Raw genomic sequence first — 14,485 nt, 5'->3', positions numbered from 1 at the left:
CATGGCAAACATCAAGAAGGGTGACCTCGTGCAGGTCATCAGCGGAGCCTCGCAGGCCCGCGGCGGAGACCGCGGCAAGCAGGGCAAGGTCCTCGAGGTGCTCGTGGAGCGCAACCGCGTCGTCGTCGAGGGCGTGAACTTCGTCACGAAGCACGTCCGCGTCGGCCAGACGCAGCGCGGCACCAAGACCGGCGGCATCGAGACCTTCGAGGCCCCGATCCACGTGTCGAACGTCGCGCTCGTCGACCCCAAGACCAAGAAGCCGACCCGCGTGGGCTTCCGTGAAGAGACGGTCACCAAGGGCGGCGTCACCAAGACCGTCCGCGTCCGTTACGCCAAGGCGTCGGGAGAGAACCTCTGATGACTGACACCACCACCACCACGCCTGCGGCGCTGCCGCGCCTCAAGGCGAAGTACCGCGCGGAGATCCTGCCGCAGCTGAAGAGCGACTTCGGCTTCACGAACGTCCACCAGGTCCCCGGCCTGGTCAAGATCGTCGTGAACACCGGTGTCGGCGAGGCCGCCCGCGACAGCAAGATCATCGACGGGGCCATCAAGGACCTCACGGCGATCACCGGCCAGAAGCCCCAGGTCACCAAGGCCCGCAAGTCCATCGCGCAGTTCAAGCTGCGCGAGGGCCAGCCGATCGGCGCGCACGTCACGCTGCGCGGCGACCGTGCCTGGGAGTTCCTGGACCGCCTGCTGTCGCTCGCGCTGCCCCGCATCCGCGACTTCCGCGGTCTGAGCGACCGTCAGTTCGACGGCAACGGCAACTACACGTTCGGTCTCAACGAGCAGAGCATGTTCCACGAGATCGACCAGGACCGCATCGACCGTGTCCGCGGCTTCGACATCACCGTCGTCACCACCGCGAAGAACGACGACGAGGGCCGGGCTCTGCTCAAGGCTCTCGGCTTCCCGTTCCGCACGGCCGACCAGGCCAACTAAGATCGTTCGGTCGGCAACTCCTCACCGGAGTTGCCGACCGTTCCCCTGAGGTCGTGGAGAACCGCTCCACGACCACCCGATCATCAAGGTCGACACCCGGTGTACCGGATGGCGAAACCCGATGAGGAAGAAGTACACCGCATGACGATGACAGATCCGGTCGCAGACCTGCTGACCAGACTGCGCAACGCGAACTCGGCGTTCCACGAGACCGTGTCGCTCCCCAGCAGCAAGCTCAAGTCCCACATCGCGGAGATCCTCCAGCGTGAGGGCTTCATCGACTCGTGGAAGGTCGAAGACGCTCGCGTCGGCCAGACCCTCACGATCGACCTCAAGTACGGCCCCGAGCGCCAGCGCTCGATCAAGGGCATCAAGCGCGTCTCGAAGCCGGGCCTCCGCGTCTACGCGAAGTCCACCGAGATCCCGCAGGTCTTCGGCGGCCTCGGCGTCGCGATCCTGTCGACTTCCTCCGGTCTGCTGACCGACCGTGAGGCCGAGAAGAAGGGCGTGGGCGGAGAAGTCATCGCCTACGTGTGGTAATTCGTCATGTCTCGAATCGGAAGACTCCCCATCTCGATCCCTGCCGGGGTCGACGTGAAGATCGACGGCCAGGCCGTCACCGTCAAGGGCCCCAAGGGCGAGCTGTCGCTCGTCGTCAAGAGCCCCATCGAAGCTGCGCTCGAGGAGGGCACCGTCGTCGTGACGCGTCCCGACGACGAGCGTGAGTCGCGGTCGCTCCACGGCCTGACCCGTACCCTCATCGCCAACCAGATCATCGGCGTGACCCAGGGCTACACCAAGGGCCTCGAGGTCGTCGGCACCGGTTACCGCGTGCAGGCCAAGGGCTCCAACGTCGAGTTCGCTCTCGGCTACTCGCACCCGATCACCGTCGAGCCGCCCGCGGGCATCAGCTTCACGGTCGAGGGCAACAACAAGCTCACCGTCGTCGGCATCGACAAGCAGGCAGTCGGCGAAGTCGCTGCCAACATCCGCAAGCTGCGCAAGCCCGAGCCCTACAAGGGCAAGGGCGTTCGCTACGCCGGCGAGGTCGTCCGCCGCAAGGCCGGAAAGTCAGGTAAGTAATCATGGGTCTCGGTACACGAGGAAAGAGCAAGTCGGCCGCCACCAAGCGCCGTCACACCCGCCTGCGCAAGAAGGTCGTGGGCACCGAAGAGCGCCCCCGTCTCGTCGTCACCCGTTCGGCCCGGCACGTGTTCGTGCAGGTCGTCGACGACAGCAAGGGCTTCACCGTCGCCAGCGCATCGACCCTCGAGGCCGACATGCGCACCTTCGACGGTGACAAGACCGCGAAGTCCCGCAAGGTCGGCGAGCTCGTCGCCGAGCGCGCCAAGGCCGCGGGCATCGAGGCCGTCGTGTTCGATCGCGGCGGCAACAAGTACGCCGGACGCGTCGCGGCCATCGCCGAAGGCGCCCGAGAGGCTGGTTTGAACCTGTGAGCGACGCTACGAACACCACTCCCCCCGCAGAGACCGACGCGGTCGCGGCGACCGAGACGGTCAAGGCTCCGGCCGAGGCCGTCGTCGAGCGCCCCGTCGAGACGGCTGCCGGCTCGGAGTCCAACAACCGAGAGGGCGGTCGCACCGACCGTCGTGGCGGCCAGGGTCGCGGAGACCGCAACGCCGGCGGCCGTGGCCGTGGCGACCGTGACGACAAGAGCCAGTTCCTGGAGCGCGTCGTCACGATCAACCGCGTGTCGAAGGTCGTCAAGGGCGGTCGTCGCTTCAGCTTCACCGCGCTCGTCGTGGTCGGTGACGGCAACGGACTCGTCGGCGTCGGCTACGGCAAGGCCCGCGAGGTCCCCACGGCCATCAGCAAGGGCGTCGAGGAGGCGAAGAAGAACTTCTTCCGCGTCCCCCGCATCGGCAACACGATCCCGCACCCCGTCCAGGGTGAGGCCGCTGCCGGCGTCGTCATGCTGCGTCCGGCCTCGGCCGGTACCGGAGTCATCGCCGGTGGTCCCGTCCGCGCCGTGCTCGAGTGCGCCGGTGTCCACGACGTCCTGAGCAAGTCGCTCGGCTCGTCGAACACCATCAACATCGTCCACGCGACCGTCGAGGCCCTCAAGCAGCTCGAGGAGCCCCGTGCCGTCGCCGCTCGCCGCGGCCTCGACATCGACGCCGTGATGCCGGCCTTCATGGCCCGCGCCGAGCAGGCGGCCAAGGCCGCTGCGACCGAGAAGGCAGGTGCCTGATGGCCCAGCTCAAGGTGACCCAGATCAAGTCCGTAATCAGCGAGAAGCAGAACCAGCGTGACACGCTGCGGAGCCTGGGCCTCAAGCGCATCGGCCAGTCGGTCGTGCGCGAGGACACCAAGCAGAACCGCGGCTACGTCAACACGGTCGCCCACCTCGTGAAGGTCGAGGAGATTGACTAATGGCTGACGAGAAGAACGGCGCCGCCGAGAAGGCCGCTCCGAAGAAGGCCGCCGCCAAGGCGACCACCACCAAGGCCGCCGCCCCCAAGGCGACGACCAAGAAGTCGACGGCCTCCTCGGCCGCCGCCTCGACGACGACCTCGACGAAGTCGGCCTCGGCCGGTCAGTCGGCGGACGTCGCCCGCCCGCAGGTCCTCAAGGTCCACCACCTCCGTCCGGCTCCCGGTGCCAAGACGGCCAAGACCCGCGTGGGTCGCGGTGAGGGCTCGAAGGGCAAGACGGCCGGACGTGGCACCAAGGGCCAGAAGGCCCGGTACCAGGTCAAGGTCGGCTTCGAGGGCGGTCAGATGCCGCTCCACATGCGCACTCCGAAGCTGCGCGGGTTCAAGAACCCGTTCCGCGTCGAGTACCAGGTGGTCAACCTCGAGAAGCTCGGCGAGCTGTACCCGCAGGGCGGTGAGGTCACCGTCGGCGACCTGGTCGCCAAGGGTGCCGTCCGCAAGAACGAGAAGGTCAAGGTCCTCGGACAGGGCGACCTGAGCGTCGCTCTCACCGTGGCGGTCGACAAGGTCTCCGGCTCTGCCGAAGAGAAGATCGTCGCCGCCGGCGGGACCGTCTCCAAGTAATCACCTGAGGGGGTGGTCCGACAGGGCCACCCCTTTCAGTCGTCTATCCTTCATGCCGGGAGGCCCCACATGTTCAGAGCTGTCGCGCGCATCATGCGCACGCCCGACCTTCGCCGAAAGATCGGGTTCACTCTCGGCATCATCGCGCTCTTCCGGCTGGGGTCGTTCATCCCCTCGCCGTTCGTCGACTACCAGAACGTGCAGCTGTGCCTCGCCGGCAACCAGGGCACCTCGGGCCTCTACGAGCTCGTCAACCTCTTCAGCGGCGGCGCCCTGCTGCAGCTCTCGGTCTTCGCGCTGGGCATCATGCCCTACATCACGTCGTCGATCATCGTGCAGCTGCTCCGCGTCGTCATCCCCCACTTCGACACCCTCTACAAGGAGGGCCAGTCGGGCCAGGCGAAGCTGACGCAGTACACCCGGTACCTGACGATCGCGCTGGGCATCCTCCAGTCGACGACCCTGATCACCGTGGCCCGCTCCGGTGCGCTGTTCGCCGGCTCCGGCGCGGCCGAGTGCCAGCAGCTCATCACCAACGACGCCTGGTACGCCGTCATGCTCATGGTCATCACCATGACCGCCGGCACCGGCCTCATCATGTGGATGGGCGAGCTCATCACCGAGCGCGGCATCGGCAACGGCATGTCGCTCCTGATCTTCACCTCGATCGCGGCCCGCTTCCCCACCGCCCTCTGGAGCATCGCGCAGGCGCGCAGCTTCGAGATCTTCCTCATGGTGATCGCCGTCGGGCTCGTGATCATGGCCGCGGTCGTGTTCGTCGAGCAGTCCCAGCGGCGGATCCCCGTGCAGTACGCCAAGCGCATGGTCGGGCGGCGCACGTACGGCGGCAACAACACGTACATCCCGATCAAGGTCAACATGGCCGGCGTCGTGCCCGTCATCTTCGCCTCGTCGCTGCTGTACCTGCCCGCGCTCGTCGCCCAGTTCAACCAGCCCTCCGACGGCACCGCGCCCCCGGCGTGGGTGGCGTGGGTCCAGGCGAACCTCACCTCCGGCGACAACCCGCTCTACATGGCGCTGTACTTCGCCCTCATCGTCGGCTTCACGTACTTCTACGTCGCGATCACCTTCAACCCCGAAGAGGTCGCCGACAACATGAAGAAGTACGGCGGGTTCATCCCCGGCATCCGGGCCGGGCGCCCCACCGCCGAGTACCTCGACTACGTCCTGACGCGCGTGACCCTGCCGGGCTCGCTCTACCTCGGCATCATCGCGCTCATCCCGCTGATCGCCCTGGCCACGGTCGGCGCCAACCAGAACTTCCCGTTCGGAGGCGCGAGCATCCTGATCATCGTCGGCGTCGGTCTCGAGACGGTCAAGCAGATCGACTCGCAGCTGCAGCAGCGTCACTACGAGGGGCTCCTCAAGTGACGGGGGGCGAGACCGGGCCCAGCCCGCGCCTCCTGATCGTCGGCCCTCCCGGCGCCGGCAAGGGCACGCAGGCGACGCAGATCGCGGAGACCCTCGGGGTGCCGGCGATCTCGACCGGCGACATCTTCCGTGCCAACGTGCGTGACGAGACCGAGCTGGGCGTCAAGGTCAAGACGATCATGGACGCCGGCGACTACGTGCCCGACAGCCTCACGAACGAGCTCGTCTCCGACCGGCTCGACCAGAGCGACGCGGCGCAGGGCTTCCTGCTCGACGGCTACCCCCGCACGCTGCAGCAGGTCGGGTTCCTCGACGACTACCTGTCCGCCAAGGGGCAGGCGCTCGAGGCCGTGATCCTGCTGGTGGCCGACCGCGACGAGATCGTCGAGCGGCTGCGCAAGCGGGCCCTCGACCAGGGGCGTTCGGACGACACGGAGGACGCCATCCGGCACCGCCAGGACGTCTACCTGCGCGAGACCGCTCCTCTGCTGGAGAGCTACCGGTCGCGGGGCCTGGTCGTCGAGGTCGACGGCCTCGGCACCATCGAGCAGGTCGCGGAGCGCATCGACGCCGCCCTGGGCGAGCGCGGCTTCCGCTCGACGGCCGCCGCCTCCTAGCCGGGTGGCCTTCCGCAAGCCGGGCATCTACAAGACCCGGGACGAACTGCGCGCCATGGCGGCGCCCGGCGTGCTGACGGCGCGATCGCTCGACGCGGTCGCTGCCGCGCTGCGACCCGGCATCACCACCGGCGAGCTCGACGCGATCGCCGAGCGCACCATCCGTGACGGCGGCGGCGTGCCGAACTTCATGCTCGTGCCGGGCTACCGCAACACGGTGTGCACCTCGGTGAACGCCGAGGTCGTGCACGGCATCCCCGGCAACCGCGCCCTCGAGCCCGGCGACCTGGTCTCCGTCGACAGCGGGGCGGAGGTCGACGGCTGGAACGGCGACAGCGCACGCTCCTTCGTGCTCGACGACCCGAGCCGCCCCGAGCTCGTCGCCGAGCGACGGCTGCTGTCCGACGTCACCGAGCACGCCCTCTGGCACGGCATCGCTGCCCTGGCGTCGGCTCGTCACCTCAACGAGGTCGGCGACGCCGTCGAGGAGTACGTGGAGTCGCGCGGCAGCTTCGGGATCATCGAGGACTACGTCGGCCACGGCATCGGGCGCTCCATGCACGAGGACCCGCCGGTCTTCAACTACCGCGTCAAGGGGCGCGGCCCGGCGGTCAAGCCGGGTCTGGTCGTGGCCATCGAGCCCATGATCACCCTCGGCGGCATCGACACCGTCACCGAGGACGACGACTGGACCGTCACCACCGTGGACGGCAGCTCCGCGGCGCACTGGGAGCACTCGGTCGCCGTGCACGAGGGCGGGATCTGGGTGCTCACCGCACACGACGGGGGAGCAGCTCAGCTGGCGCCCCTCGGGGTCGTGCCCGTCCCGATCGCCTGACCCGCGCCTCCTCGGCACCGGCCTGCGACGCCCCCACGAGCCTCGGCTCGAGGGGGCGTCGCCGTGTCGGCGTCAGCCTCGCGACGACCCGACCGAGCAGGTCGACTCGGCGGCCGTCTGGCCCGTGATGGTGGACGGGAGCGTCGTGGTGGCCGGTGTCGTCGCGGTCGGTGCGCCCTTAGTGGCGGGGGCGGTCGCCCCGGCCTCGGGGGCGGACGTCTCCGCCGGGGGAGCCGCGGCCTCCGGTGCGGGCACGGACTCGTCGACGGTGGACCCGCGCCCGGCCGCGTCGTCGCCGAGGGTGAACGACTGATCGGCCTGGAGTGCGGCCTCCAGCGTCGCCGCGTCCGCCTCGGAGGGGACGACCCGCCCTGCCTGGTCGGGGTCGTCGACGACGGGGTACTGGACGAAGACGATGTCGGCCGGCGTGAGGTCCTTCAGCGCCAACGCCAGCGAGACGAGGGTGTCCGGGCTGCTGAGCGAGGTCGAGAGGGTCATGTTGCCGAGGGCGGCCGAGGCGAGCTTGTAGAGCGTCGTCGGGCTGCCGAGGGTGCCCCCGGAGATGATCTTGCGCATCATCGACGAGAGGAAGACCTGCTGCGAGCTGATGCGGGCCAGGTCGCTGCCGTCGCCCACGCCGTGCCGGGTGCGCAGGAACTCCAGGGCGTCCTTGCCCTGGAGGGAGTGGGTGCCGGCCGACAGGTCGAGCCCCGTGTCGGTGTCGCGGATGCGCTGCGTCACGCAGACGTCGACGCCGCCGAGGGCGTTCGACATCTCGATGACGCCGTCGAAGGTGATCATGCCGGCGTAGTAGACGCTGAGGCCGGTCAGGCCCTCCACGGCGGCGACGGTGCAGCTGACCCCGCCCAGCTCGTACAGCGAGTTGAACTGCTGGTACGCCGCGGCGGGGTGGGCGGTGCCGTCGTCGCCCGTGCAGGCCGGCCGGTCGATCATGAGGTCGCGGGGGAAGCTGACGGCGGTGAGCTGGCTGTGGTCCTCGGACAGGTGGACGAGGATGTTGACGTCGTTCCTGACCCCGTCGACGACGCCGGCGTCCACGGCGCTGCCCGGGTCGCGCTGGTCGCTGCCGATGAGCAGCACGTTCGCGCCCCCGGGCATCGCGCCGATGCCCTCCTCCGGCACCGAGGTCTCGTTGCCGAGGGCCACCGAGGTCACCGACGACGTCAGCTGCCGGGCGGCGATGGCCGACAGGGAGGCGCCGCTGACGAGCAGGACGGCCAGCGCCGCCGCGAGGCCGGTCAGGAGGGAACCGACGGGGCGACGTCGTCGGAGGCGCCCGTGACGGGCGACGCCCCGGGTGCGGGGCGAGCGGCGGGGAGAGGGCATCGTGGGCTCCACGGGTCGGCGTCATCACCCTCGACTCGGCGTGTCGGGTCGACGGGCGGGTTGCTGAAGTGTAGCGGGAGGACCTAGGATCGATCTTTGGTGTTCCCAGGTCACTTCTGTGCCTGCGGCACCGCATCCCCGCACGACCAACACTCCCAATTCTTAGCGACAGTGAGGCTATGGCCAAAAAAGACGGTGTCATCGAAATCGAAGGCGCAGTGGTCGAAGCTCTGCCCAACGCGATGTTCCGCGTTGAGCTCAGCAACGGGCACAAAGTTCTCGCCCACATCTCCGGCAAGATGCGTCAGCACTACATCCGCATCCTCCCCGAAGACCGGGTGATCGTCGAACTCAGCCCCTACGACCTGACCCGCGGCCGGATCGTCTACCGCTACAAGTAGGGCGTGCTGGAAAGGAACGGCCCCACGCACCCGTGGGGCACGAAGCCAGCGAGATCAAGGAAACAACGATGAAGGTCAACCCCAGCGTCAAGCCCATCTGCGAGCACTGCAAGGTGATCCGCCGCAAGGGCAACGTCATGGTCATCTGCAAGAGCAACCCGCGCCACAAGCAGCGCCAGGGTTGATCTGACCGGCCGCCTCCCGCGGTCGGACAGAGGCCGGAGCCCCTCGAGGGCTCCACAGCACCACAAGACAGAGCAGCACCAGAACCCGCACCGCCGGCAGCAGCCAGGCAGGAGGCGCGGGGGACACCCCGGGGCGGAGGCCCGGGCACCGGCGCTGTGACAGACCTCCACCACTCTCTGAGGAGAAGCCACCATGGCACGTCTAGCAGGCGTTGACATCCCGCGCGACAAGCGCGTGGAAGTCGCACTGACCTACATCTACGGAGTCGGCCGCACCCGCGCGCTCAAGACTCTCGCCGAGACCGAGATCGACGGCAACATCCGCGTCAAGGACCTCACGGACGACCAGCTCGTCCTTCTCCGCGACCACATCGAGGGCAACTTCAAGGTAGAGGGCGACCTCCGTCGCGAGGTCGCCGCCGACATCCGCCGCAAGGTCGAGATCGGCAGCTACGAGGGCATCCGCCACCGCCGCGGCCTGCCTGTGCGCGGCCAGCGCACCAAGACGAACGCTCGTACCCGCAAGGGCCCGAAGCGCACCGTCGCCGGCAAGAAGAAGGCTCGCTAGGCCCCGGCTCCCGCCGTACTCGCCTCTAGGTTGTAGGAGAAAAAATTGGCAGCACCGAAGTCGGCCGCGCGTAAGCCCCGCCGCAAAGAGAAGAAGAACGTCGCCGTGGGCCAGGCCCACATCAAGAGCACGTTCAACAACACGATCGTGTCGATCACGGACCCCTCGGGTGCCGTGCTGAGCTGGGCCTCCTCGGGAGCCGTCGGCTTCAAGGGCTCGCGCAAGTCGACGCCCTTCGCCGCGCAGCTGGCCGCCGAGTCGGCCGCCCGCCAGGCGCAGGAGCACGGCGTCAAGAAGGTCGACGTCTTCGTCAAGGGGCCGGGTTCCGGCCGCGAGACGGCGATCCGCTCGCTCCAGGCCGCTGGCCTGGAGGTCGGGTCGATCAACGACGTCACCCCTCAGGCGCACAACGGCTGCCGCCCGCCGAAGCGTCGTCGCGTCTAACTGAGTCGATGCCCGTCGCGCCTCCCCGCCCTGTCCGCAGGGCCCGGAGGCGCGACGGGCTCACCCGCGTTCACCGCGCCTCCGGCTCCCTCGCCGGGAGCCCCCACAACTCAACAGACCCGACGGGCCAGCCACCTGTCGTACCGCCAAGAGTCATATAGCGGACTCTTCGCCGAAAGGAATCCACCAGTGCTCATTGCACAGCGCCCCACCCTCACCGAGGAGAACATCTCGGAGTTCCGCTCGCGGTTCGTCATCGAGCCCCTCGAGCCCGGCTTCGGCTACACCCTCGGCAACTCGCTGCGTCGCACCCTGCTCTCGTCGATCCCCGGAGCCGCTGTCACCAGCATCCGCATCGACGGTGTGCTGCACGAGTTCACGACGGTCCCCGGTGTCAAGGAAGACGTCACCGAGGTCATCCTGAACATCAAGCAGCTCGTCGTCTCGAGCGAGCACGACGAGCCCATCACGGCGTACCTGCGCAAGCAGGGTGCCGGTCAGGTCACGGCGGCCGACATCTCGGCCCCCGCCGGCGTGGAGATCCACAACCCCGAGCTCGTGATCGCGACGCTCAACGACAAGGCGAAGTTCGAGCTCGAGCTCACGATCGAGCGTGGCCGCGGCTACGTGTCGGCCGTGCAGAACCGCTCGGAGTTCAGCGAGGCCGGTCAGATCCCGATCGACTCGATCTACTCGCCCGTCCTCAAGGTGACGTACCGCGTCGAGGCCACCCGTGCCGGTGAGCGCACCGACTTCGACCGCCTCGTGGTCGACGTCGAGACGAAGCCCGCGATCTCGCCCCGCGACGCCATCGCGTCGGCCGGTCGCACGCTGACCGAGCTGTTCGGCCTGGCCCGTGAGCTCAACACCGCCGCCGAGGGCATCGAGATCGGCCCCGCGCCGGTCGACGCCGTCCTCTCCAGCGAGCTCCAGACGCCGATCGAGGACCTCGACCTCTCCGTGCGCAGCTACAACTGCCTCAAGCGCGAGGGCATCAACACGGTGTCCGAGCTCGTCGCCCTCTCGGAGACGCAGCTCATGAACATCCGCAACTTCGGTCAGAAGTCGGTCGACGAGGTGAAGGACAAGCTCGTGGAGCTCGGTCTCTCGCTCAAGGACACGGTCCCCGGGTTCGACGGAGCCCACTTCTACAGCGGCTACGACGAGGAAGAGACCAACTAGGTCTCGTCCGTCCCCGCCCTGATCATCTTCGACAGCTAGGAACCATCAATCATGCCCAAGCCCACCAAGGGTCCCCGTCTCGGAGGCGGACCGGCGCACGAGCGCCTCATGCTCGCCAACCTCGCGGCCTCGCTCTTCGAGCACAAGAGCATCAAGACGACCGAGACGCGGGCCAAGCGCCTCCGTCCCGTCGCCGAGCGCCTCGTGACCTTCGCCAAGCGCGGCGACCTGCACTCGCGTCGTCGCGTCATGCAGACCCTGCGCAACAACAAGGACGCCGCGCACATCCTCTTCACGGAGATCGCTCCCCTGGTCGACCAGCGTGAGGGCGGCTACACCCGCATCACGAAGCTCGGCTTCCGCAAGGGCGACAACGCGTCGATGGTGTCGATGGAGCTCGTCCTCGAGCCCGTGACCCCCAAGGTCAAGTCGTCGAAGAGCTCGACGGCCGCGGCCGCCGCGCCCGTCGAGGAGCCCGTCGTCGAGGAGGCGCCCGTCGAGGAGCCCGAGACCGTCGAGGAGTCGGCTCCGGTCGAGTCCGAGACCGAGACGGCCCCCGCCGCCGAGGTCGAGGCCGACGCCGCCGNTCGTCCGCCCGCGGGCGACGCTCGTCGTGGATCGCGGGGTGTGGGGCCTTCGGCGGACGCGCGCGTCCCCCGAACAGGTGTCGTTCACCTACGCGTCACATGGCAGAAACCCCTGAGGAGGCTGTGGACCGTAGCGTCGGTGGGTCACCTCCCGCCAGCTGAAGGAACACATGTCCCCGCGCTCCCGCCACACCCCGGTCACGGCCGCCGCCCTCGCGGCCGGCCTCGCCCTCTGCCTCGCTCCGCTCGTGCCCGTCGCCGCCTCCGCGGCCCCCGGCGGCACCGGCGTTGTCATCAACGAGGCCTACCTCAAGGGCGGCAGCATGAACGCTCCGTTCGCGAACAAGTTCGTCGAGCTCTACAACCCGACCACCGCCTCCGTCTCCGTCGCGGGCTGGTCGATCCAGTACCGCTCGGCGACGTCGAGCGGCACGTTCACCGGCGTGGGGGCCCTGAGCGGGTCGATCGCGCCCGGCGGCTACCTGCTCGTGCAGATGTCGTCCAACGGGACCACGGGCGCGCCGCTGCCGACGCCCGACGTCGTCACGACGGTCAACCCCGGCGGTGCCAGCGGCACCCTCGTGCTGGCGAGCACGACGACCGCCCTGGCCCTCCCGGCGGGGTCGATCTCCACCGCGACGCCCGGCGTCGTCGACGCTCTCGGCTACGGGACGTCGAACACGTTCGAGACGACGGCGGCGGAGGTGGGATCGGCCAACCCCGTCCCGACCTCGTACGTCCGCACGGCGTTCTCCGACAGCGACGTCAACGCGGCCGACTTCGTCCAGCAGGGCCAGATCACGCCGCAGAACGCCGCGAGCACCGGCACGGCGCCCACTCCGCCCGCGCCGCCGACCCCGCCGGTGTCGGAGGCGGACGTCACCGTGGCGCAGCTGCAGGGCGTCACCGACACGAGCCCCTACGCGGGCCGCACCGTCACCACCCGCGGCGTCGTCACGGCGACGTACCCGACCGGCGGCCTGGACGGCTACGTCGTCCAGACCCCGGGCACCGGAGGCGCGCTCGACCTCTCGACGCACCTCTCGTCGGACGCGGTCTTCGTGTACTCCTCGGCCACCGCCTCCTCGGTGGAGGTCGGCGACTACGTCGAGCTCGTCGGCGAGGTCACCGAGTTCTTCGGGCTGACCGAGCTGACGGTCGACGGCACCGACCAGGTCACGCAGCTGGACGCCTCCACCGTCGTCGCCCCGGCGCCGGCCACGGTCGGGTTCCCCGCCACGGACGCGCAGCGCGAGTCGATCGAGAGCATGCTCCTGCTGCCGCAGGGCGAGTTCACGGTCGCGGACACCTACACGACGAACCAGTACGGCGAGGTGAAGCTCGCGTCGGGCAGCACCCCGCTGATCCAGCCGACCGAGGTCGGACGCCCCGGCAGCGCGAAGTACGCGGCGACGATCGCCGACAACGCCGCTCGGGCCGTGACGCTCGACGACGGTGCCACCACGAACTTCCTCACCGCGGCGAACCAGTCGATCCCGGTGCCGTACCTGTCGAACGAGAACCCGGTCACGGTCGGTGCCTCGGTGGCCTTCACCGAGCCGGTGGTCCTCGACTTCCGGAACTCGGCCTGGAAGTACCAGCCCACCAGCCGCGTCACGGGCGACGTCGCGTACGCCGACCTGCCCGTCACCTTCGAGAACGTCCGCACCGAGGCTCCCCGTGAGGTCGGCGGCGACGTCAGGCTCGCCAGCTTCAACGTGCTGAACTACTTCCCGACCACCGGCGACTCGCTGACCGGCTGCACCTACTACCGCGACCGTGCCGGCGACCCCGTCACCGTCAACAGCGGCTGCGACGCCCGCGGCGCGGCGAACCAGGACGACCTGCAGCGGCAGCAGGCCAAGATCGTCACGGCGATCAACGCCCTCGGTGCCGACGTCGTCTCGCTGGAGGAGATCGAGAACTCCGCCCGCTTCGGCAAGGACCGCGACTCGGCCCTGTCGATCCTGGTCGACGCCCTCAACGCCGACGCCGGGTCGGACGTCTGGGAGTTCGTCCCGTCGCCCACCGCCCTGCCGGCCAACGAGGACGTCATCCGCCTCGCGTTCATCTACAAGGCCGGCGTGGTCGAGAGCGTCGGCGACTCGAGCATCCTCACCGGCTCTGCGGCGTTCAGCAACGCGCGTCAGCCCCTCGCCCAGGCGTTCCGCCCCGTCGGCGGCGACGTCGACTCGACGATCCTCGCCATCGCGAACCACTTCAAGTCGAAGGGCAGCGGGTCCGGCGCCGACGCCGACCTGGGAGACGGCCAGGGCGGCTCGAACGCCTCCCGCGTGAACCAGGCGAACGCCCTCGTGGCCTTCGCCGCCGAGCGCGAGGCCGCCGTCGGCACCGACAAGGTGTTCCTGCTCGGCGACTTCAACGCCTACTCGCAGGAGGACCCGATCGAGGTGCTGCGCACCGCCGGCTTCACCGACCTCGGCTCGACCGAGGACGGCGAGGAGTACAGCTACGTGTTCAGCGGCCTGAGCGGCTCGCTCGACCACGTGCTGGCCTCGCCCGCCGCCCTCGAGGCCGTCACGGGCGTCGACATCTGGAACATCAACTCGGGTGAGTCGGTCGGCCTCGAGTACAGCCGCTTCAACTACAACGTGCGCGACCTGCTGCAGCTCGACCAGTTCCGCGCCAGCGACCACGACCCCGTCGTCGTCGGCGTCGACCTGCTCGCCGACGTCGTCGCGCCGACCCCGGTGCCGACCGACCCGGCCACGCCGGTCGCGCCCGGTGCGGGCGCGGGTGCCGGCACGGGCGCGGGCACGGCTCCGGCCGGCAGCGCCCCCGTCGCCTCCGCCCCGACGCGTTCGGGCGGCCTGGCCTACACCGGGTCTGACGGCGTCGTCGGCTGGGCGGTGCTCGCCCTGGCGCTGATGGCCGCCGGCGGCACGGTGCTCGTGCAGCGTCGTCGCCTGGCCGCGGGGGAGTAGCCCGCTCCAGC

General features: G+C 69.2%; 18 protein-coding genes and 1 pseudogene. 18 read left to right on the top strand and 1 reads right to left on the bottom strand.

Translation table 11 applies throughout. The annotated features are described in order from the left end of the window. The first annotated feature begins 1 nt into the window (after position 1). The 11 genes from rplX to map all read left to right on the top strand — a co-directional run bounded on the left by rplX (position 2) and on the right by map (position 6,815). On the top strand, positions 2–361 hold the full coding sequence (gene rplX / locus IFT45_RS03430; RefSeq protein WP_056057368.1) for a 50S ribosomal protein L24: 360 nt from the start codon (positions 2–4) through the stop codon (positions 359–361). Further along, on the top strand, positions 361–948 hold the full coding sequence (gene rplE, locus IFT45_RS03425; RefSeq protein ID WP_056057365.1) for a 50S ribosomal protein L5: 588 nt from the start codon (positions 361–363) through the stop codon (positions 946–948). The genes rplX and rplE overlap by 1 nt, the downstream gene beginning before the upstream one ends. Positions 949–1,089: 141 nt before the next feature. Continuing rightward, positions 1,090–1,488, top strand: a complete 399-nt coding sequence (gene rpsH, locus IFT45_RS03420; RefSeq protein WP_056057362.1) for a 30S ribosomal protein S8 — start codon at positions 1,090–1,092, stop codon at positions 1,486–1,488. A 6-nt stretch (positions 1,489–1,494) separates the two neighbouring features. Further along, entirely contained in the window at positions 1,495–2,031 is a 537-nt protein-coding gene (rplF, locus tag IFT45_RS03415; protein WP_167260392.1) for a 50S ribosomal protein L6, read from the top strand. 2 nt (positions 2,032–2,033) lie between these two features. Then, a complete protein-coding gene (gene rplR, locus IFT45_RS03410) occupies positions 2,034–2,405 on the top strand; it encodes a 50S ribosomal protein L18 (protein WP_056057355.1) in 372 nt (123 codons plus the stop codon). After that, positions 2,402–3,160, top strand: coding sequence for a 30S ribosomal protein S5 (rpsE, locus tag IFT45_RS03405; RefSeq protein WP_056057353.1), 759 nt, complete (start codon positions 2,402–2,404; stop codon positions 3,158–3,160). Before rplR ends, rpsE begins: the two co-directional genes overlap by 4 nt. Continuing rightward, a complete protein-coding gene (gene rpmD / locus IFT45_RS03400) occupies positions 3,160–3,342 on the top strand; it encodes a 50S ribosomal protein L30 (protein ID WP_082514610.1) in 183 nt (60 codons plus the stop codon). The genes rpsE and rpmD overlap by 1 nt, the downstream gene beginning before the upstream one ends. Next, positions 3,342–3,968: a 50S ribosomal protein L15 gene (gene rplO / locus IFT45_RS03395; RefSeq protein ID WP_082514609.1), complete on the top strand. Its 627-nt coding sequence runs from the start codon at positions 3,342–3,344 to the stop codon at positions 3,966–3,968. The genes rpmD and rplO overlap by 1 nt, the downstream gene beginning before the upstream one ends. 69 nt (positions 3,969–4,037) lie before the next feature. Next, a complete protein-coding gene (gene secY, locus IFT45_RS03390) occupies positions 4,038–5,360 on the top strand; it encodes a preprotein translocase subunit SecY (RefSeq protein WP_056057350.1) in 1,323 nt (440 codons plus the stop codon). Further along, positions 5,357–5,977: an adenylate kinase gene (locus IFT45_RS03385; RefSeq protein ID WP_192046714.1), complete on the top strand. Its 621-nt coding sequence runs from the start codon at positions 5,357–5,359 to the stop codon at positions 5,975–5,977. Before secY ends, IFT45_RS03385 begins: the two co-directional genes overlap by 4 nt. Before the next feature lie 4 nt (positions 5,978–5,981). After that, positions 5,982–6,815: a type I methionyl aminopeptidase gene (gene map, locus IFT45_RS03380; protein WP_192046713.1), complete on the top strand. Its 834-nt coding sequence runs from the start codon at positions 5,982–5,984 to the stop codon at positions 6,813–6,815. Positions 6,816–6,887: 72 nt separating this feature from the next. On the opposite strand, the gene IFT45_RS03375 is transcribed toward map, so the two are convergent. Further along, positions 6,888–8,162 carry an LCP family protein gene (locus IFT45_RS03375; protein ID WP_192126659.1) on the bottom strand — a complete coding sequence of 425 codons (1,275 nt, stop codon included), beginning with the start codon at positions 8,160–8,162 and terminating at the stop codon, positions 6,888–6,890. Positions 8,163–8,341: 179 nt separating this feature from the next. On the opposite strand from IFT45_RS03375, the gene infA reads away from it, so the two are divergent. The 7 genes and pseudogenes from infA to IFT45_RS03340 all read left to right on the top strand — a co-directional run bounded on the left by infA (position 8,342) and on the right by IFT45_RS03340 (position 14,474). Next, entirely contained in the window at positions 8,342–8,563 is a 222-nt protein-coding gene (infA, locus tag IFT45_RS03370) for a translation initiation factor IF-1 (RefSeq protein ID WP_055965022.1), read from the top strand. 68 nt (positions 8,564–8,631) lie between these two features. Next, a complete protein-coding gene (gene rpmJ / locus IFT45_RS03365; protein WP_043593327.1) occupies positions 8,632–8,748 on the top strand; it encodes a 50S ribosomal protein L36 in 117 nt (38 codons plus the stop codon). A 193-nt stretch (positions 8,749–8,941) separates the two neighbouring features. Next, a complete protein-coding gene (gene rpsM, locus IFT45_RS03360) occupies positions 8,942–9,316 on the top strand; it encodes a 30S ribosomal protein S13 (protein ID WP_056057338.1) in 375 nt (124 codons plus the stop codon). Between the two features lie 45 nt (positions 9,317–9,361). Then, on the top strand, positions 9,362–9,760 hold the full coding sequence (rpsK, locus tag IFT45_RS03355) for a 30S ribosomal protein S11 (protein WP_055799944.1): 399 nt from the start codon (positions 9,362–9,364) through the stop codon (positions 9,758–9,760). Between the two features lie 189 nt (positions 9,761–9,949). Continuing rightward, positions 9,950–10,942 (top strand): DNA-directed RNA polymerase subunit alpha, encoded by a 993-nt coding sequence (locus IFT45_RS03350; protein WP_055799947.1) that lies wholly within the window; start codon positions 9,950–9,952, stop codon positions 10,940–10,942. Positions 10,943–10,993: 51 nt separating this feature from the next. Next, positions 10,994–11,528: pseudogene (rplQ, locus tag IFT45_RS03345) on the top strand (50S ribosomal protein L17); the annotation flags it as partial. 171 nt (positions 11,529–11,699) lie between these two features. Further along, a complete protein-coding gene (locus IFT45_RS03340; protein ID WP_197982118.1) occupies positions 11,700–14,474 on the top strand; it encodes an ExeM/NucH family extracellular endonuclease in 2,775 nt (924 codons plus the stop codon). Positions 14,475–14,485 lie beyond the last annotated feature (11 nt).

The organism is Frigoribacterium sp. CFBP 13707 (assembly GCF_014842245.1).
Taxonomy (GTDB): domain Bacteria; phylum Actinomycetota; class Actinomycetes; order Actinomycetales; family Microbacteriaceae; genus Frigoribacterium; species Frigoribacterium endophyticum.
The sequence above is the reverse complement of the archived record's forward strand: the minus strand, read 5'-3'. Positions and strand labels throughout refer to the sequence as shown.

Coding starts and splice junctions, on each gene's coding strand:
- rpsM (WP_056057338.1), top strand. CDS start 8,942: ATGGCACGTCTAGCAGGCGTTGACATCCCGCGCGACAAGCGCGTGGAA.
- rpmJ (WP_043593327.1), top strand. CDS start 8,632: ATGAAGGTCAACCCCAGCGTCAAGCCCATCTGCGAGCACTGCAAGGTG.
- rpmD (WP_082514610.1), top strand. CDS start 3,160: ATGGCCCAGCTCAAGGTGACCCAGATCAAGTCCGTAATCAGCGAGAAG.
- IFT45_RS03340 (WP_197982118.1), top strand. CDS start 11,700: ATGTCCCCGCGCTCCCGCCACACCCCGGTCACGGCCGCCGCCCTCGCG.
- rpsH (WP_056057362.1), top strand. CDS start 1,090: ATGACGATGACAGATCCGGTCGCAGACCTGCTGACCAGACTGCGCAAC.
- rplX (WP_056057368.1), top strand. CDS start 2: ATGGCAAACATCAAGAAGGGTGACCTCGTGCAGGTCATCAGCGGAGCC.
- infA (WP_055965022.1), top strand. CDS start 8,342: ATGGCCAAAAAAGACGGTGTCATCGAAATCGAAGGCGCAGTGGTCGAA.
- rplF (WP_167260392.1), top strand. CDS start 1,495: ATGTCTCGAATCGGAAGACTCCCCATCTCGATCCCTGCCGGGGTCGAC.
- rplO (WP_082514609.1), top strand. CDS start 3,342: ATGGCTGACGAGAAGAACGGCGCCGCCGAGAAGGCCGCTCCGAAGAAG.
- rplE (WP_056057365.1), top strand. CDS start 361: ATGACTGACACCACCACCACCACGCCTGCGGCGCTGCCGCGCCTCAAG.
- rplR (WP_056057355.1), top strand. CDS start 2,034: ATGGGTCTCGGTACACGAGGAAAGAGCAAGTCGGCCGCCACCAAGCGC.
- secY (WP_056057350.1), top strand. CDS start 4,038: ATGTTCAGAGCTGTCGCGCGCATCATGCGCACGCCCGACCTTCGCCGA.
- IFT45_RS03375 (WP_192126659.1), bottom strand. CDS start 8,162: ATGCCCTCTCCCCGCCGCTCGCCCCGCACCCGGGGCGTCGCCCGTCAC.